Source organism: Halorubellus sp. JP-L1, from assembly GCF_011440375.1.
In the GTDB taxonomy this organism is placed as follows: domain Archaea; phylum Halobacteriota; class Halobacteria; order Halobacteriales; family Natrialbaceae; genus Halorubellus.
In genome coordinates, this window is record NZ_JAAOIR010000001.1 from 680,121 (window position 1) to 696,983 (window position 16,863).

Here is a 16,863-nt window from a genome sequence, read left to right on the forward strand (position 1 = left end):
TAGTTTTGCGAGGGAAGAGCGCTCCCAGAGCGCCCTCCCGCATCTTGCCCGCCTCGCGGCGGGCGCGATGCGAGGGAAGGGATTTGAACCACGGTCGCAGCGAGCTGCTCCCTGATTCAAACCGCTTCCCCGTGCATCTTGCCCGCCTGACGGCGGGCGCGATGCGAGGGAAGGGATTTGAACCCTTGGACCTCTACAGGAGCGGATCTTGAGTCCGCCGCCGTTTCCTAGCTTGGCTACCCTCGCACGCAGTTCGCGACGAGGCGTCGGTGACGGTTTAACGCTACGATTTCACCGGCGTCGACGACGGGACTCGTCGTACCCGACCACGGCACCCTCCATCCGCGTCGCGACGGGGCGGCTCCCCCGAGACGCTACCTATTGCCGACCAGACGCTGTCAGTTGCTCCGCTGCTTCGACCGGTTACGACGAGTCGTTACCTATATGGGTTCTTCTGATACGTTCAGAGTTTCATTCGGTCCTAATTCGATTACTCCTTGTATGGGGCTTTCTGAGTCGGTTCTATCGCGTCTTGCGACGCCATACCAAATGCTCCAGGTAGTAACACTTTTCTACGCCAGCGGCTTCGAACCGAGTATGGTAGACAACACGTATTCGAGTAAGTTCTCGTTTGGAGGGTCGCGATGATGTGGCAGGACCTCGTGTTCATGGCCGGGAGCGCGTTCGGGATTATCGTCCTCCTACCGACGCTGAAGGACCAGATGGCGTCGGTCCCGCTCGGGACGGCCGCGCCGTCGGCGGCGATCGGACTCGTCTACGGGTCCGCGTTCTTCACCATGGACATGGTGCTGTCCGCGGTCGGGGCGTTCGCGACCGGCGTCATCTGGAGCCTCATCGCGCTGTTCCGCTCGCCGAGGTCGCCCGTCTCCGAGACGGCCTGAATCGACCGCAATCGCGACCGCCGCGACGCCCCTACGCCGGGCGGTAACGCGACGTTACGACCCCGCGCGCGCCGGGAACGGACGCTCTATTCGTCGAGTCGTTCGCCCCCGACCGTATCCGTCGCTTCCACGAATTCGTCGGAGTAATCCCGAACGACCCGGTGGCGCGCGAGGCGAAGGTTCTCCCCACGGGAGGCCGTGGGGACGAGTATGGACGAGCACACGAACGACCCGTCGATCGAGGCGCCGGTGGGAAACCCGACGGGGTGGGACCCCGAGACGGGGTGGGAGCACGCGACGCTCCGACGCGCCGTCGAGCACGGCGTGGGGCTCTTCAACGACGGCGCGTACCACGACTCCCACGATTGCTTCGAGGACGAGTGGTACAACTACGGCCGCGGGTCCCGCGAGTCGATGTTCCTACACGGGATGGTGCAGGTCGCCGCCGGCACCTACAAGCACGTCGACTTCGAGGACGACGACGGGATGCGGTCGCTGTTCCGCACCGCACTCCAGTACTTCCAGGGCCTGCCGAGGGACATGTACGGCGTCGAACTGCTGGACGTGCGGACGACGATGACGAACGCGCTCTCGGACCCGACCGTCGTCGAAGGCTGGCAGATCCGACTCGACGGCGCGGCCGTCGAGGCGACGGACGCGGACTACGCGTACGCCGAAGCGCTCGAGTAGTCGCGCGAATGCGGTCCCGGGAGCAGTCGTCGACGGTGGGATCAGTCGTCGGTGGCGGTGCCAGCGTCGTCGACGCCGCCGACGGTCGTCGTCGAGTCGCGGTCGGCGCTCGCGGCGGCGTCGTCGCGGACGGCGCCGAGGTACGCGCCGACGGCGCCGCCGAGTGCGCCGCCGCCGACTGCGTACGCGAGCACGATGACGGCAACCAGGCCGACGAACGCGAGCGCGTTCATCGGGATCGACGGGACGCCGGCGGGTGCGAACAACGCGATCGGTGCGAGTGCGGTCGCGGCGACGAACAGCGGGAACGAGACGAACAGACCGGTGACGACGCCGGCCTTCGCGCCGTCCCGCAGCGACCCGCGCTGGAGGTAGCCGGCCGTCGCGCCGCCGACGGCGGGCGACAGCGGGACGACGACGAGCACGAGCGACACCACCGCGCCCACGACCGCGTTCATGAACGTGTTCCCCGAGGAGTGCATCGTCCGCAATATGTCAACTCGCCACTTATCGGTTTGGGCGGCCACCGGTGGATGGACACGAACTTGACGCGCCGGCCCGACGACCAGGGTATGAACGCGGACGACGACGCGGTGGACGTCCGGTCGGTCGCCCGAGCACTGCGGGCGGAGGCCGAGCGTGCGAACGAGCGACGCGTGCTCGTCCTCGCCGGGAGCGCCGAGCGAACGCGCGAGCGAGCGCACGACGCCGTCGACGCCCTCGACGTCGGCGTCGCCGGGACGACGGTCGTCGGCCCCGTGGACTTCCTGCCCGGCGAGCACGTCCCTCAACGGCAGGCGGGGTCGCTCCTCGGCAGCACGCGCGACGTCGTCGTACTGGACTGCCACGAGGCGCTCCGACCGAACGCGCTCGGACGAGTCGCCGGCGTCGTCGACGGCGGCGGCCTCCTGCTCGTGCTCGCACCCCCCATCGGCGAGTGGCCGGACCGCCGCGACGGCTTCGACGAGGGACTGGCGGTGCCGCCGTTCGGACTCGAAGACGTGACCGGGCACTTCCGGCAGCGTCTGGTGGCACTCGCGCGCGCGCACCGCGGCGTCGGCATCGTCGCCGTCGGCGACCCTGACTCCGAGGCTGGGTCAGACCGCCTCGTCTCCGACGGGCGGACTGCTCCGCCACCGGCGCGGCCGGCGGCCGACGTGACGATACCCGCGGACGCTCGGTTCCCGGCGGCGGCGTACGAGGCCTGCCGGACGACCGACCAGGCCGACGCCGTGCACGCGCTCGAATCGCTCCTCGACGACGAGGCCGCGGTCGTCGTCGAGGCCGACCGCGGTCGCGGGAAGTCCAGCGCCGCGGGGCTGGCCGCCGGGTCGCTCGCCGCGCGCGGCGAGGACGTCGTCGTGACCGCGGCCGAACGACGGGGCTCACGCGAGGTGTTCGAGCGCGCCCGCGAACTCCTCGACGCGCTCGACGCCGACGGCGACCACCCGGGCGAGTACCACCTCGTCGCCGACGCCGCTCGTGAAACTATGGACGACGCCTCGGGCGGGAGCGTGCGGTTCGCGAGCGTCGCGGACGTGGTCGCGTCCCCGACCGACGGGGACGTGCTCGTCGTCGACGAGGCCGCGACCGTCCCGGTCCGGCGCCTGGAGGCGACGCTCGACGCCGACCGGGTGGCGTACGCGACGACCGTCCACGGCTACGAGGGCACCGGCCGCGGGTTCGACGTCCGGTTCCGCGGTCGCCTCGAGGACGCCCGGCACGACGTCACCGAGGTCCGGCTCGTCGACCCCATCCGGTACGCGGCCGGCGACCCCGTCGAAGTCTGGGCGTTCCGCGCGCTCCTCCTCGACGCCCGCCCGCCCGTCGACGACCTCGTCGCCGACGCAACCCCGGAGTCGGTCGCGTACCGCGAGTTCGATGCCGAGGAGCTCCTCGCCGACGAGCACCTGCTCCGGGAGACGTTCGGGTCGCTCGTGCTCGCGCACTACCGGACCGAGCCCGACGACCTCGCAAGGTTGCTCGACGCGCCGAACCTCTCCGTGCATGCACTCGTCCACGACGGCCACGTCGCGTGCGTCGCGCTCCTCGCTCGCGAAGGCGACCTCCCAGAGGGCCTCCGCGCGAACATGTACGAAGGCGGGCGCGTGAAGGGGAACATGCTCCCGGACGTCCTCACGAGCCAGCTCCGCGACGAAGCCGCCGCCGCAACCGTCGGCTACCGCGTCGTCCGCATCGCCACGCACCACGCCGTCCGCCGCGGCGGCCTCGCCTCGCACCTCCTCGACCGGATCCGTGACGCCGTCGGCGACGACGTCGACTGGCTCGGCTCCGGGTTCGGCGCCACGCCCGGCCTCGTCGACTTCTGGCGCGAGAACGGCTACCGGAGCGTGCACCTGTCGACGACGCGGAACGACGCGAGCGGCGAGTACTCCGCGATCGTCCTCGACCCGACGAGCGACGCCGGGCACGCACTCCTCGAACGCCACGGCGAGTGGTTCGCCGAGCGCGTCCCGAGCGTGCTCTCGGACGCGCTCGACGACGCCGACCCGGACGTCGTCCGCGCGACGCTGCGCGCGTGCCCAGCCGACGTCGACGTCGACCTCGGCCCGGCGGCGTGGCGGACCGTCGTCGGTGCGTCCTACGGCCCAGGCTTGTTCGACGTCGCACCCGCGCCGTTCCGCGACCTCGCCGTGAAGCACCTCGTCGACCCCGACGGAACGGTTGGCGCACTCACCGACCGCGAGGAACGACTGCTCGTCCGGCGCGTCCTCCAGGCCCGGTCGTGGCCGACGGTCGCCGACGCCCTCGAGTACGTCTCGCCCGGCGCGTGCATGCGGAGCCTCGGCGACGCGTTCGTGCCGCTCGTCGACGCGTACGGCACCGACGACGCGCTCGCCGACCGCGACCGCTACCGGGACTGACGCCAGTCCAGAAGTCGTCGCCCTGCCGAGTCGCGAGTCACCGGAACGTTCTTCGGCGCTCTCGCGCTACCACGTGGCATGTTGTTCGGACTGGACCTCGTGACCGTCCTCGCAGTGCTCCTCCTCGTCGCCGGCGTGGTCGGGAGCGCCGTTCCGTCGGTCCCCGGCCCGCTCGTATCCCTCGCCGGCGTCCTCGTGTACGCCTTCGGCGGCGGCAACGCCGTCGGCGTCGTCACGCTCGTCGCACTCGGCATCGTCGGCGTCGTCGCGGTCCTCGCGGACTGGCTCTCCGGGAGCCTCGCCGCGAAGTACGGCGGCGCGTCCTGGACCGCCAGCATCCTCGGCGGTATCGTCGGCGTCGTCATGTTCTTCGTCTGGGGGCCGCTCGGCGTCATCCTGGGGCTCGCAGCCACCGTCTTCCTCGTCGAAGCGTACCGCGAGGACGCCCAGCACGCGACGAAGGCCACGGTCTACTCGACGATCGGCGCACTCGGGAGCATCGTGGTCCAGGTCGCGCTCACCCTCGGGATGCTCGCCACGTTCGCGCTCGCACTCGCCGTATGACGGTCGAGAGCCCGCGACGGCGACGCTCTCGGACACGCAACCGAACGCCCCGACCGCGACGCCCTCGTCGGCACGACCGAAAATGACGACGTTCCTCGAGTTCCTCGTCGGAAACGCGTTCGCGCTCGCGGCCGTCGCTGCCCTCGCGTTCGTCCTCCTCGCGCTGTTCGCGCTCGGCGAGAACCGGCCCCCGGTCGTCCAGCCGACGCGACCCGTCTCGTCGGCCGACGCCCTCGAATCGACCGGCGAGCCGGTCGCAGTCGTCGGCACGCCGTCGTGCGAGGCGCCGCTCTCGACGCCGTTCACCGGGAACGACGCGGTCGCCTACGAGGTCGACGTCGGAAGCCCGTTCGGGCACGTCGCCACCGTCCGCGCCAGCACCGCGTTCGCGCTCGACGTCGACGGCCACGACGTCCGCGTCGCCCCACGCGACCCGCGCGCGATCGTAATCGACGACGAGCGCACCCAACACCGCCGCATCGAGGACGACCGCGACGACCTCGACGCCACCACCGTCGACTCGCTCACGGCGCACGACGCCGACCGCTCCGCGCTCGCCCGCCTCCTCTCCGGGCGCACGCTCCCCGGCCTCACACGCCGCACGTACCGCATCCGCACCGTCCCCCTCGACGAAGCGGTCGCGGTCGTCGGCGTCCTCCACCGCGACGGCGACGGCTGGACGCTCGAACCGCCCGCCGACGGCGCCATTCGCTATCTCGACCCAGCGAGCGTCGACAGAACTGCCTGACACCGTTTCGAGCGGCGACAGAACTGCTTGACACCGTTTCGAGCGGCGACAGGACTGCCTGACTACGTTTCGAGCGGCGACAGGACTGCCTGAAAACGACTCGCTCGTCGGAGACCCGGCCGAGAAAAGTTTCGTCGGTGCCCTGCTCCTGCGTCAGGGGTGTGCGAAGTACGTCTGAACGTCGGCGTCGCCGTCGAACTCGATGTCGTCTACTCGTGCGTAGCCGACGCGTTCGAACTGGACGACGTCGTCGACGTCGTGGTCGGCGAGCCCGGGTTCAGTGACGCCGTGATCGTCGCCGTCCATGGTTCGCATGCGGACGGTTGGACCGTCGGCAGGTGCCCAGTGGACGACGTCGACGTCGCCGTCGGTGACGACGGAGAGGTCGTCGTTGGTGAACGCGAGGCCCTCGTCCGTGGACTCGACGCACCCGAGGCCCTTCAGCCAGACGCGCTCGCCGGCCTCCGGGACGTCGTCGGGTTCGAGCGCGAGCGCGTCGCCAACCGGGATGTCGCGGTCGCCGCGCTCCTCGTGGTCCGGGTGCAGCGGCGGGTGCGCGCGCTCCGGGTGCTCGCCGTCGATATCGAGTTCGACGGGGTCGCGGACGAGGAACCGCCGGGTGGCGTCGTCGTCGACGTACTCGCGGTTCTTCGCGTACACCGAGGACATCGCGAGGTCCACGTCGCTCGTGGACATCCCGAGTTCGAGCATCGCGTCGACGAGCGCCTCACCCTGGATGCCGCGTCGGCGGACGCTCGCGACCGTCGGCGCGCGCGGGTCGTCCCAGCCGTCGAGTTCGCCCTCGGCGACGAGTTGCTTGATCGTGGACGTACTCATCTTCACGTCGTACGCGTCGATCTGGACGTGCCCCCAGTGGACGACCTCCGGGTACTCCCAGTCGAAGTAATCGTATACGAACCGCTGGCGCTTCGCGGAGTCCTGGAGGTCGATGCCGCGCACGATGTGCGTGACGCCCGCGAGGTGGTCGTCGACGCCGCTCTGGAAGTCGAGCATCGGCCAGCAGCGGTACTCCTTGGCCTCCTCACGCGGATGCGGGGTGTCGACCATCCGGAACGCCACCCAGTCCCGGAGCGCCGGGTTCTTGTGGTCGATGTCGGTCTTCACGCGCAGGGTCATCTCGCCCGCGCCGTACTCGCCGTCGACCATCGCCTCGAACTCCTCGCGGGTCGTCTCCGGGTCCTTGTCCCGGTGCGGGCACGGCTCGCCGGCGTTCTTCAGTTCCGAGAACTCCTCGCCGGTACACGAGCACGTGTACGCGCCACCGAGATCGACGAGGTCGCGAGCGTGCTCGTAGTACGTCTCCACGCGATCGCTGGCCTTCATGACCTCGTCGGGCTCGAACCCGAGGTAGTCGACCGCCTCGAGGATCTCGTCGTACGCGTCGAGGTCCGGGCGCTTCGTCTCGGGGTCCGTGTCGTCGAACCGGACCAGCATCCAGCCGTCGTACATCTCCTTGTACGTGCCGATGACCGCCGGCATGCGGGCGCTCCCGAGGTGCCACGGGCCGTTCGGGTTCGGCGCACACCGCATCCGAATCTCGTCGTACGCGTCGACGTTCGGCAGGTCCGGCAGCGGCCCGTCGTCATCCTCGTCCTCGCTCGTCAGTTCGTCGTAGCGCTCGGGCGCGAGCTCCTGGAGGCGCTCGACGCGCTCCTCGTGACTCATCTCGTTCACGCGCGAGACGACGCCACCGACGACGCCGGGGACGTCGTCGGCGTGCTCGCGGAACGCGGGATTCTCGCCCATCAACGGCCCCATCACCGCGCCGACCGCCGCGTCGCTCTCGTGCTTGACCGCGTTGAACAGCGCGGCCGTCTCTGCCGCCGTCTCCACACGCTCGCGGAGTTCCTCGTCCATTACGCCAGCGTACTCGCGGCCACGTAAAAACCGCGCCGATGTTCCGCGATAACCCACCTCCCCGCGCAGTCCACTCAGCTCGCACGGTCCGCCGGCACGCCTCACTCGAACCGGTCGCGCCATCCAGGCCCGGCGTTACTCGAACCGGTCGCGCCATCCAGGCCCGGCGTTACTCGAACCGGTCGCGCTATCCAGGCCCGGCGCCTTCGGGGAACGTCCGGGTGTTGAACACGCGCTGGGCGACGCCCGCGTTCGACAGGTCGCCGGACCGCCACTTCTTCACCCACGTCGCCTGCACGTGATAGTTCGTCGCCTGATCCTCGAACGCTCGCGCGATGTCCGCCGACAGCGTCTTCGTCGGGCCGTCGTTCGCGACGATGAGTCCGTACGCCGAGATGACCGCGCCGATCTCTCGGCGGGACTCCGAACTCGACGACGCAGCGGACTCGTACGCGAGCCGCACCGTATCATCGTCGCGCACCATGCTCGTCACCGCCAGCGCGTGCTTCTCCTCGAGGATCCACCGGAGTTCGCCGAGCGTCCCCTTCCCGTCGCTGTTCGGCTCGACCTTCCGCACCTCGTCGTCGCCGCTCGTCGCGAACGTCGCCGTCGCACCGACGCCCGCGCCGACGAACAGCCCGACGCCGCCGACGAGAGCCTTCCGACGCGACACCGGGAACCCGTCGTCACCCGCCTCGCCGTCGACCGCTTCGCCGTCGACTGCCTCGTCGTCGACCACCTCGGCGGCCGCGTGCTCCTCGGCGGTTGGTTCCTCCTCACCCGTGGTCGTCTCGTCCCCTGGCATACCCCACACTACGACGGATACCCAAAAAGAAGCGAGTACAGAATCACGGTTCGACTCAGGACTCGAAACGACGCCGAGAACGCACGACGACGCGACACCACACGACCGAACCCCGAACGCGCTCAGTAGTCGCGCTCGATGAGGTAGTCCGCGAGATCCTCCAGCAGCGTCCGCGCGTCGTTCTCCGGCAGCACGGACAGACGCGCCTTCCCCTGCTCGACGAGGTCGATCGCCGTCCGGTTCGCGTACTCGATACTCCCAGCCTCGTGCAATCGGTCGACGGCGTCGTCGATCTCGGCCTCCGTCACCGCTTCGACGTCGTCCGTCGTCACGAGCGAATCCACGTCCACGCCGTGCTCGCGAGCGTGCACCGTGATCAGCGTCTGCTTGTTCTCCACGAGGTCCGAACCGCGCTGCTTCCCGAGCTGCTCGCTCGGCACCGTCAGGTCGAGGACGTCGTCCTGGATCTGGAACGCACGCCCCACGTCCAGTCCGTACCCGTACAGCGCGTCCACGGTCTCCTCGTCCGCACCGAGCACGATCCCGGCGAGTGCCGCCGACGCCGCGTACAGCACCGCCGTCTTGTGCTCGATCATCTCCATGTACTCCTCGGGCACCACGTCGCCGCGCTGCTCGAACGCCACGTCGAGACTCTGGCCCTCGCAGATCTTCGTGCACGTCGACGCGAGGGTGTGCAGCGCCTCCACCGACCGCTCGGCAGGGGCACCGGTCTGCGTGAGGATCTCGAACGCCTTCGAGTACAGCGTGTCACCGGCCAGGATCGCCGTATCGAGCCCGAACTCCTCGTGGACCGCCGGCACGCCACGCCGGAGTTCGTCGTCGTCCATGATGTCGTCGTGGATGAGCGTGAACGACTGGATCGTCTCCACGCTCACCGCCGCCGCCATCAGGTCCACGGGCTCGCCGGTGACGTCCTCGAACTCGCGGTAGTCGACGTCCGCGGACAGCCCGTCGACGTCCGTCAGCGCCTCGCCGACCGCGAGCAGCACCGTCGGCCGCAGGCGCTTCCCGCCCGCGTCCAGCAGGTATCTCGAGGCCTCGTAGAGGCGCTCCGGACGCTTTATCGGGAGTTCCTCCGTGATGGCGTCGTTGACGTGCTCTCGACGCGCCTCGACCGCCGACAGCACCGCCTCCTCCCGCGAACTCGCGTCCGTCATCATTCGACCAGCTGGATGAGGTTCCCGTTCCGGGTGACGTGGAGGTCACGACCCAGCTTGTACCCCTGGTCCTCGCAGAGGTTCACGTACCCGCTGAACCCGCTCATGTCCTGGTGGGCGGGGATGACGTTCTGGGGCTGGAGCGCCTGCAGCATCTCGTAGTGGCCCTCGCGGTTCAGGTGCCCGGAGACGTGGATGTCGTCGTAGATGCGCGCGCCCTGCATCCCCAGGAGCTGTTCGGCCTGGTAACGCTGGCCCTCGTTCGTCGGCTCCGGGATGACCCGTGCGCTGAAGATGACCTTGTCGCCGTCCTCCAGCTCGTACGGCGTCTCGCCGCGGGCCATCCGCGTCAGCATCGCGCGGGGCTCGCCCTGGTGACCGGTGACGATCGGGAGGTAGTCCTCCTTGCCCTCGTTCATCACTCGCTTGAACGTCCGGTCCACGCTCTTGCGGTGCCCGAACATCCCGACGTCGTCCGGGAAGTCCACGAACCCGAGGCGCTCCGCGGTCCCCGAGTACTTCTCCATCGATCGACCCAGCAAGACCGGCTGGCGCCCGATGTCCTTCGCGAACTCGACGAGGCTCTTCACGCGCGCGATGTGCGAGGAGAACGTCGTCGCGACGATCCCACCGTCGTAGTCCTCGACGGAGTACATGACGTCCTTGAGGTGCCGTCGCGCCGTCGCCTCGCTCGGGGTTCGGCCCTTCTTGTTCGCGTTCGTACAGTCCTCGATGTAACACAGCACGCCCTCGCCCTCGCGACCGATCTCGCGGAACCGATCCATGTCGATCGGGTCGCCGATGACGGGCGTATGGTCCATGCGCTTGTCCAGCCCGTACACGACGGCGCCCTCGGGCGTGTGCAGCACGGGGTTGATGGCGTCGATGATCGAGTGCGTGACGTTCACGAACTCGAGCTCGACCTGCCCCGAATCGCCGATCGACATCGTCTCGCCCGCTTCCATCTCCACGAGGTCGTTCTCGACGCCGAACTTCTGCTCGCCCTCGATCTGCTGTTCCACGAGCGCGTTCGTGAACGGCGTCGCGACGATCGGCGCGTCGTAGCGATGCGCGAGCTTGCTGAGCGCGCCGATGTGGTCGAGGTGGCCGTGCGTCGGCACGATCGCCTGCACGTCGCCCTCGAGGTCGCTCATGATGCGGTCGTCCGGGATCGCCCCCATGTCGATGAGGTCCAGACTGTGCATCTTCTCGGTCTCGACGTTGTCGTGGATGAGGACCTTCGACAGGTTCAGCCCCATGTCGAACACGACGACGTCGTTCCCGGCCCGTACGGCGGTCATCTGGCGGCCGACTTCCTCGTAGCCGCCGATCGTGGCGATTTCGATTTCCATGGCTGTTGCACCGAAAGCCCGTCGCGACGACGGGCGACTCCTGTATGTAAATACCCGCGATTGTCCGATTGCAGTGGCCCCGGCGTCTTGCAGCGCGTCGGCGTGCAACCCGCTATGCCACGTCCGTCGACGGTCGGAAGTCGGCCGGCAGCGGGTCCGACTCCGGACGCAGCACTTGCCCGCGGGCGTATTGGTGACTGAACCATGACGCTCGGACCCTAAAAAGACCGTGGGTTGCCTCGACGGTATCAGCCGCCCGCGACTGTCTCCGCAGACGGACACCCAGAACCTCGACGGTGGCACGCGACATATCCTCGAACACGACCACCCAGAGAGCTCCGTCGAGCGCGCCGCCCCTTTCAATCCCGCCCGACTGCACTGCACCCGCGACCGCACTGCACCCGCGACCGCACTGCACCCGCGACCGCACTCCATCCGCGACCGCACCGGACCTTGCCCTTCCCCTGCTCGAAGCACGCGCCAGCTGGCGCGTGCTTCGACCGGCCCGGTTGCTGGCGGCGAGTAGTTTTCGACGATGCACTGGCGCGCGGTATCGGGACGGTGCGAACGAAGGTGAGCGCCGTCCCGTTGATATCGTGCGAGGGACGACCCCGACGGCGACCGGAGGGAGTCGTCGCGGGAGTCGGCTGGGGAGGGTGAGGCTGCGGTGCGGTCGCGGTGCTGGTGCGGTGGGGTAGAAGCACAGCGCCCACCGCTCGACCCTGCCCGGACCCCGCAAGCACCCTGGTTCGAACGGGGGCAAGCCACCGTCCGTCATCACGAAAGAGCGCACGCGCTCCCTCCGTCGACAGCGAAGCGAGAAGCGCAGCGGGGTCCCGGCCAGCGAAGCGTCGTAGTCGCCTCGTGGCGTGTAACCGGCCGAATGCCGCGAACAAGATCGAGCGAGCAGGGCATTCTGGCCGAAATCGTTCGCACCACCAATCCACGACAGCAGACGAGAATTCCATACCCGAACGATGTGACCGAAACGGAACCTGTCAGGAGCGGCGTCCTATATACAGCTGAACTACCGACCACAAGTGCATCCGCCGAGCGAGCGACTGCGAGCGAGGCGGTTCACCGGACGCGAGCGACCGCAGGGAGCGAGTCGTCCGGTCTTTTTCACCCATGTTTTTGCGCTGAGCGGTTCCCGCTGCGAACGGAGTGAGCGAGGGAACCCGAGGCGGAAAAAGATGGTTCCGCACGCTCCACCTACCAGGCGGTTCGCTACGAGATCCTCGAAATGTTCTACGTCGTGAGGCGTTCAATGGTCCCGCCGCTCTGTAGCTCGTGGGGGGACGAGCCGCTCCTCGAATGCCGTTGATTCGGTCACACCCCCTGATCCGAGGAACGTGCGTTTTATAACGCCGACGCGGGAACTGGTTCGTACGACTATGCCGAACTCGCACGGCCCCCGCAAGAAGACACGGAACAAGCTGAAGAACAATCCCCGAGACCGGGGCACGTCCGCCCCCCAGCGAGCCATCCAGGAGTTCGAGCAGGGCCAGAAGGTCCACCTCAAGATCGACCCCTCGGTGGCAGACGGCCGGTTCCACCCGCGCTTCCACGGACTGACGGGCGAGGTCGAGGGCAAACAGGGCGCGGCGTTCAAGGTCGCCATCACGGACGGTGGGAAGGAGAAGACCATCATCGCCAGTGCCGCGCACCTGAAGGCCCAGCAGTAGGATGACGATATTCAAGGAGAAGCTCGACGAGGAGTTCCTGACGTTCGCGGAGACGAAGGAACTGCTCGACGAGGTGGAGGCCGACCGGGCGCTGGACGAGGACCGCGAGATGCGGTACGAGCTGGCGCGCGCCATCGAGCACGTCAACCGCTTCACGGTGCTCGACCCCGAGGAGTCCCTCGAACTCGTCGAGGAACTCCAGACGCTAGAGAAGGTCGACGAGGCGACGGCGTACAAGATCGCGAACCTCCTGCCGGAGGACCGCACGGAGCTGCGGTCGGTGTACGCGAAGCAGCGGTACACGCTCGACGGCGAGGAACTCGACGAGATCCTGAACGTCATCGCGAAGTACGTCTGAGTCCCCGCCGCCATCTTTTAAATACGTCGTCGTCGTACGTGCTGGTATCATGAGTGATTCAACGGACGACGAGCGGGTCGCGGTCGTCCTCGACATCTTCCCGAACGGCCGCTCGGACGGTCGGCACGGTTCTCGACCGATGGCGTACGCGCTCGACGTCATGGACTTCACGCTGAAGGAGGTCGTGTTCGAGGACACGCCCGACGTCGGGATGGACGACGAACTCGTCGTCGAACCGCCCGGCGAGGGCGTGCGCGGCGTGTACCCGATCGAGTACGAGGACGTGTCCTCGAGCGCGCAGTCCGAACTGGAGTACATCGTGGCGGAGCTCGTGGAGGACGAGGAGGACCGGTTCGTGGCGTTCTACAACGACGCGCAACCGATCACGCTCCGCTTGCACCAGCTGAATCTCCTGCCCGGGATCGGGAAGAAGCTCCGGAACGGCATCCTCGACGAACGCAAGCGCAAGCCGTTCGAGAGTTTCGCGGACCTCGACGACCGCGTCGCCGGGCTCCACGACCCCGCGGGGGTGCTCGTCGAGCGCATTCTCGAGGAGATCCGCGAGGACGACCTGAAGTACAAGACGTTCGTCGGCCGCGACGAGGACGCCTGACGGAGGCACCTACGACGAACGCGCACTCGCGGTCCTCCGGGACTGGTTCTCTCGCGTGCGTCGTCGAGTGCGTCCCGCTGGGTTTACCCGGTCGGGCGTGTTACGGGCGGGTAATCGATGAGAGACCCCGAGGGCTTACTGGCTCGTGCCGGCGTGCGTGGGGATCCGAATCGCGACCAGCACTTCCTCGTGGACGACCGCGTGCTCGACCGGTTGCCGTCGTACCTGCCGGAGGGCGAGGGCGTTCGCGAGCACGTCCTGGAGATCGGTGCCGGGAACGGCGCGTTGACCGCGCGACTGCTCGCGGAGTGCGAGCGCGTCACGGCGATCGAGCGCGACCCCGAGCTCGCGGCCTTCCTCCGCGAGGAGTTCGCCGACGAGATCGCCGCAGGCGACCTCACCGTCGTCGAGGGCGACGCGCTCGACGTCGACCTCCCGCAGTTCTCGGCGTCGGTATCGAACCTCCCGTACGGGGCGTCCTCGCAGATCGCGTTCCGACTGCTCCCCCTGAAGCGCCCGCTCGTCCTGATGTTCCAGAAGGAGTTCGCGGAGCGGATGGTGGCCGATGCGGGCACGGACGACTACGGGCGGCTGTCGGTGTCCGCACAGCACTACGCGGACGTCGAGATCGTCGAGCCGGTCCCGAAGGAGGCGTTCTCGCCGCCGCCGGCCGTCGAGAGCGCGGTGGTTCGCGCGACGCCCAGAGACCCCGAGTACGCGGTCGACGACGAGGACTTCTTCCTCGACTTCGTGAAGGCGGTGTTCACGCAGCGCCGGAAGACGATGCGCAACGCCGTGCGGAACACCGTCCACATCTCGGGACTGGACGACGGCGACGCGGTCGTCGACGCCGCCGACGAGGACCTGATGGGGATGCGTCCCGGAAAGGTCTCGCCGTCGCGGCTCGCGGCGCTCGCGACGCTCGCCGACGACGTCGGCCGCAATGACTGATGACGGGTGACGACGAAAGATGGTGACCACGAATGACTGGTGACGACTGATGACGGGTGACGACGAATGACGGCGGCCGAGCCGACGATCGTGGCCCAGCTCGTCGACGCCCTGAACGGGCTCTCGGAGACGTTCGAGACGACGCCGATGCGGACGGCGGTGACGCTCGCGGCGCTCGCGGTACTGGCCGGCATCGGGTGGGTGTCCTCGCGGGTCCAGGCGTGGCTCCGGGAGCGCACGAGCGAGTTCGCGGCGGACGTCCTGACGGTCGTCGTCGTCGGGTCGACGTTCGCGGCCGCGGTCGGCGTCACCTTGGGCGTGTGGCGGCTCGCGGACGACGTCCAGCGAGCGATCGCCGGGGTCGCGCCCGAGGAGGGGACGGGGCCGCTGCTGGCGGCGACGTTCGTCATCCTCGTCGTCACGCACCTGCTGTCGCGCGCCGGCCGGCGGCTGGTGGAGAACCTCGTGCGTCGCCGGGAGGCGTTCGGTCAGCACGAGGTCGAGATCACGTACCGCGTCGTCCAGTTCACGCTCTGGGTGAGCGCGATCTCGGTCGTCCTCGGGCTGTGGAGCGTCGACCTGACTGGGTTGCTCGTCGGCGCCGGCTTCCTCGGCATCGTCGTCGGGATGGCGGCCCGCCAGACGCTCGGGGCGGTCCTCGCGGGGTTCGTGTTGATGTTCGCGCGACCGTTCGAGATCGGGGACTGGGTCGAGATCGGCGGGCGCGAGGGCATCGTGACGGACATCTCGATCGTGAACACGCGCGTGCAGACGTTCGACGGCGAGTACGTGATGATCCCGAACGACATCGTGAGCGGCCAGGAGGTCGTGAACCGGTCGCGGAAGGGCCGACTCCGCATCGAGGTGGAGGTCGGCGTGGACTACGACGCGGACGTCTCGACGGCGACGGCGCTGGCGGGGGAGGCGATGGACGACCTCGACGAGATACTGTCGGTGCCGACGCCGCAGGTCGTCGTCAAGGAGTTCGGCGAGTCGGCGATCGTCCTCGGCTGTCGGTTCTGGATCGACAAGCCGAGCGCGCGCCGGAAGTGGCGCGCTCGGACTGCGGTCGTCGAGTCGGTGAAGGCGCGATTCGACGAGGCGGGCGTGAAGATTCCGTTCCCGCAGCGCGAGCTGTCGGGGCGCGCGGAGGCGGGTGGGTTCCGGCACGCGGAGGCGACCGAGTCGGTGCCGGACGACGACGAGGCTGCCGTCGACGCGGACGTCGACGCGAACCCGGACCCAGACGCCGTCGTGGAGCCGAGCGACGAGGACGTGCCGACGCCCGGCGTATCCGGGGCGTCGTCGGGCGGATTCGGGCTCGACGCGAGCGACTTCGCGATGACGTTCACGAGCGCACGTGGGGACGGTGCGACCGCTGACGCGGACGACGACGAGAGCGGGGACGTGGATGCGGGCGACGGACGCGAGAGAAGCGACGGCGAGTCGAGCAAGGGTGGCGAGTCGGGCGATGGTGGCGAGTCGGGCGATGGTGGCGAGTCGGGCGATGGTGGCGAGTCGGGCGAGAGTCCCGAGTCCGGCGGGGGGTCGTCGTGACGGACCTGGCGGAGCGTCGCGGCGTGGAGACGGCGGTGTACCAGCCGGCGGAGGACTCCGCGCTCCTGGCGGCGGTCGCGGAGGAGGAGGTCGAGTCGGCAGATCGCGTGCTGGAGGTCGGGACGGGATCGGGGTGGGTCGCCGAGCGCGTGCGCGACGAGACGGGTGCGGACGTGATCGCTTCGGACCTGAACCCGCACGCGACGCGGCAGGCTCGCGAGCGCGGCCTCCCGGCGGTGCGGGCGGACCTCGTCTCGCCGTTCCGGGACGGTGCGTTCGACGTGGTGCTGTTCAATCCGCCGTACCTCCCGGAGGATGCGGCGGCGGCGCGCGACGACTGGATGGAGCGCGCGTTGAGCGGTGGCGAGGACGGCCGCGCGGTCGTGGAGCCGTTCCTCGACACCGTCGGGCGCGTGCTCGCCGTCGACGGGTTCGCGCTCGTGCTCGTGAGCAGTCTCACCGGCGTCGAGGAGGTGGTGGCGTTCGCGGGCGAGCGCGGGTTCTCGGCGGTGGCGCTCCGCGAGGAGTCCTATCCCTTCGAGACGCTGTCGGTGCTGAAGCTCGTGCCCGCGTGACCGCAGGTCCCAACGCGGGCGAGTTCCCGGCGGCCCAGACGACCGTTCACACGGCGCGTGATTACTGACACTCATTAGTAGGGATAGAAAATATTAAACAGCCGCATTTCCTACGCGGTATC

Annotated in this window: 16 protein-coding genes and 1 tRNA gene; 11 read left to right on the forward strand and 6 right to left on the reverse strand. The window is 68.8% G+C overall.

Features of this window, described 5'->3' with window-relative positions; genetic code table 11:
- Positions 1 to 162: 162 nt before the first annotated feature.
- Positions 163 to 246, reverse strand: a tRNA-Leu gene (locus G9C85_RS03470).
- Positions 247 to 644: 398 nt separating this feature from the next.
- On the opposite strand from G9C85_RS03470, the gene G9C85_RS03475 reads away from it, so the two are divergent.
- Together G9C85_RS03475 and G9C85_RS03480 are read left to right on the forward strand one after the other, a co-directional pair.
- Positions 645 to 902 (forward strand): hypothetical protein, encoded by a 258-nt coding sequence (locus G9C85_RS03475; RefSeq protein WP_166036942.1) that lies wholly within the window; start codon positions 645 to 647, stop codon positions 900 to 902.
- Between the two features lie 210 nt (positions 903 to 1,112).
- A complete protein-coding gene (locus tag G9C85_RS03480) occupies positions 1,113 to 1,592 on the forward strand; it encodes a DUF309 domain-containing protein (protein WP_166036944.1) in 480 nt (159 codons plus the stop codon).
- Positions 1,593 to 1,633: 41 nt separating this feature from the next.
- Here the strand turns inward: G9C85_RS03480 and G9C85_RS03485 are convergent, their stop codons facing one another.
- Positions 1,634 to 2,074 carry a DUF5518 domain-containing protein gene (locus G9C85_RS03485; protein WP_166036946.1) on the reverse strand — a complete coding sequence of 147 codons (441 nt, stop codon included), beginning with the start codon at positions 2,072 to 2,074 and terminating at the stop codon, positions 1,634 to 1,636.
- 90 nt (positions 2,075 to 2,164) lie between these two features.
- Here G9C85_RS03485 and tmcA point away from each other — a divergent pair, with 90 nt between their 5' ends.
- The 3 genes from tmcA to G9C85_RS03500 all read left to right on the forward strand — a co-directional run bounded on the left by tmcA (position 2,165) and on the right by G9C85_RS03500 (position 5,789).
- On the forward strand, positions 2,165 to 4,477 hold the full coding sequence (gene tmcA, locus G9C85_RS03490) for a tRNA(Met) cytidine acetyltransferase TmcA (protein WP_166036949.1): 2,313 nt from the start codon (positions 2,165 to 2,167) through the stop codon (positions 4,475 to 4,477).
- Positions 4,478 to 4,555: 78 nt separating this feature from the next.
- Positions 4,556 to 5,041: a DUF456 domain-containing protein gene (locus G9C85_RS03495; RefSeq protein WP_166036951.1), complete on the forward strand. Its 486-nt coding sequence runs from the start codon at positions 4,556 to 4,558 to the stop codon at positions 5,039 to 5,041.
- Between the two features lie 82 nt (positions 5,042 to 5,123).
- The gene (locus G9C85_RS03500; RefSeq protein WP_166036954.1) at positions 5,124 to 5,789 is read left to right on the forward strand and encodes a hypothetical protein; all 666 of its coding nucleotides are present in this window, start codon (positions 5,124 to 5,126) and stop codon (positions 5,787 to 5,789) included.
- 153 nt (positions 5,790 to 5,942) lie between these two features.
- On the opposite strand, the gene G9C85_RS03505 is transcribed toward G9C85_RS03500, so the two are convergent.
- The 4 genes from G9C85_RS03505 to G9C85_RS03520 form a co-directional block, all read right to left on the reverse strand.
- On the reverse strand, positions 5,943 to 7,667 hold the full coding sequence (locus G9C85_RS03505; protein ID WP_166036956.1) for a glutamate--tRNA ligase: 1,725 nt from the start codon (positions 7,665 to 7,667) through the stop codon (positions 5,943 to 5,945).
- A 187-nt stretch (positions 7,668 to 7,854) separates the two neighbouring features.
- A complete protein-coding gene (locus G9C85_RS03510) occupies positions 7,855 to 8,472 on the reverse strand; it encodes a hypothetical protein (RefSeq protein ID WP_166036958.1) in 618 nt (205 codons plus the stop codon).
- A gap of 122 nt (positions 8,473 to 8,594) precedes the next feature.
- Positions 8,595 to 9,650, reverse strand: a complete 1,056-nt coding sequence (gene idsA3 / locus G9C85_RS03515; protein ID WP_166036960.1) for a geranylfarnesyl diphosphate synthase — start codon at positions 9,648 to 9,650, stop codon at positions 8,595 to 8,597.
- Positions 9,650 to 11,002, reverse strand: coding sequence for a ribonuclease J (locus G9C85_RS03520; RefSeq protein ID WP_166036962.1), 1,353 nt, complete (start codon positions 11,000 to 11,002; stop codon positions 9,650 to 9,652). The genes idsA3 and G9C85_RS03520 overlap by 1 nt, the downstream gene beginning before the upstream one ends.
- Positions 11,003 to 12,396: 1,394 nt before the next feature.
- On the opposite strand from G9C85_RS03520, the gene G9C85_RS03525 reads away from it, so the two are divergent.
- The 6 genes from G9C85_RS03525 to G9C85_RS03550 all read left to right on the forward strand — a co-directional run bounded on the left by G9C85_RS03525 (position 12,397) and on the right by G9C85_RS03550 (position 16,741).
- Complete coding sequence (locus G9C85_RS03525; protein WP_166036964.1) at positions 12,397 to 12,687, forward strand: 50S ribosomal protein L21e; 291 nt, start codon at positions 12,397 to 12,399, stop codon at positions 12,685 to 12,687.
- A gap of 1 nt (position 12,688) precedes the next feature.
- Positions 12,689 to 13,045 (forward strand): RNA polymerase Rpb4 family protein, encoded by a 357-nt coding sequence (locus G9C85_RS03530; RefSeq protein ID WP_166036966.1) that lies wholly within the window; start codon positions 12,689 to 12,691, stop codon positions 13,043 to 13,045.
- A 49-nt stretch (positions 13,046 to 13,094) separates the two neighbouring features.
- Complete coding sequence (locus G9C85_RS03535; protein WP_166036969.1) at positions 13,095 to 13,658, forward strand: DUF655 domain-containing protein; 564 nt, start codon at positions 13,095 to 13,097, stop codon at positions 13,656 to 13,658.
- Positions 13,659 to 13,775: 117 nt separating this feature from the next.
- Positions 13,776 to 14,609: a 16S ribosomal RNA methyltransferase A gene (locus tag G9C85_RS03540; RefSeq protein WP_166036971.1), complete on the forward strand. Its 834-nt coding sequence runs from the start codon at positions 13,776 to 13,778 to the stop codon at positions 14,607 to 14,609.
- 66 nt (positions 14,610 to 14,675) lie between these two features.
- A complete protein-coding gene (locus G9C85_RS03545) occupies positions 14,676 to 16,166 on the forward strand; it encodes a mechanosensitive ion channel family protein (protein ID WP_240148774.1) in 1,491 nt (496 codons plus the stop codon).
- Positions 16,163 to 16,741 carry a HemK2/MTQ2 family protein methyltransferase gene (locus tag G9C85_RS03550; RefSeq protein WP_166036973.1) on the forward strand — a complete coding sequence of 193 codons (579 nt, stop codon included), beginning with the start codon at positions 16,163 to 16,165 and terminating at the stop codon, positions 16,739 to 16,741. Before G9C85_RS03545 ends, G9C85_RS03550 begins: the two co-directional genes overlap by 4 nt.
- The last annotated feature ends 122 nt before the right edge of the window (positions 16,742 to 16,863 follow it).

Coding starts and splice junctions, on each gene's coding strand:
- G9C85_RS03475 (WP_166036942.1), top strand. CDS start 645: ATGATGTGGCAGGACCTCGTGTTCATGGCCGGGAGCGCGTTCGGGATT.
- G9C85_RS03480 (WP_166036944.1), top strand. CDS start 1,113: ATGGACGAGCACACGAACGACCCGTCGATCGAGGCGCCGGTGGGAAAC.
- G9C85_RS03485 (WP_166036946.1), bottom strand. CDS start 2,074: ATGCACTCCTCGGGGAACACGTTCATGAACGCGGTCGTGGGCGCGGTG.
- tmcA (WP_166036949.1), top strand. CDS start 2,165: ATGAACGCGGACGACGACGCGGTGGACGTCCGGTCGGTCGCCCGAGCA.
- G9C85_RS03495 (WP_166036951.1), top strand. CDS start 4,556: ATGTTGTTCGGACTGGACCTCGTGACCGTCCTCGCAGTGCTCCTCCTC.
- G9C85_RS03500 (WP_166036954.1), top strand. CDS start 5,124: ATGACGACGTTCCTCGAGTTCCTCGTCGGAAACGCGTTCGCGCTCGCG.
- G9C85_RS03505 (WP_166036956.1), bottom strand. CDS start 7,667: ATGGACGAGGAACTCCGCGAGCGTGTGGAGACGGCGGCAGAGACGGCC.
- G9C85_RS03510 (WP_166036958.1), bottom strand. CDS start 8,472: ATGCCAGGGGACGAGACGACCACGGGTGAGGAGGAACCAACCGCCGAG.
- idsA3 (WP_166036960.1), bottom strand. CDS start 9,650: ATGACGGACGCGAGTTCGCGGGAGGAGGCGGTGCTGTCGGCGGTCGAG.
- G9C85_RS03520 (WP_166036962.1), bottom strand. CDS start 11,002: ATGGAAATCGAAATCGCCACGATCGGCGGCTACGAGGAAGTCGGCCGC.
- G9C85_RS03525 (WP_166036964.1), top strand. CDS start 12,397: ATGCCGAACTCGCACGGCCCCCGCAAGAAGACACGGAACAAGCTGAAG.
- G9C85_RS03530 (WP_166036966.1), top strand. CDS start 12,689: ATGACGATATTCAAGGAGAAGCTCGACGAGGAGTTCCTGACGTTCGCG.
- G9C85_RS03535 (WP_166036969.1), top strand. CDS start 13,095: ATGAGTGATTCAACGGACGACGAGCGGGTCGCGGTCGTCCTCGACATC.
- G9C85_RS03540 (WP_166036971.1), top strand. CDS start 13,776: ATGAGAGACCCCGAGGGCTTACTGGCTCGTGCCGGCGTGCGTGGGGAT.
- G9C85_RS03545 (WP_240148774.1), top strand. CDS start 14,676: ATGACGGCGGCCGAGCCGACGATCGTGGCCCAGCTCGTCGACGCCCTG.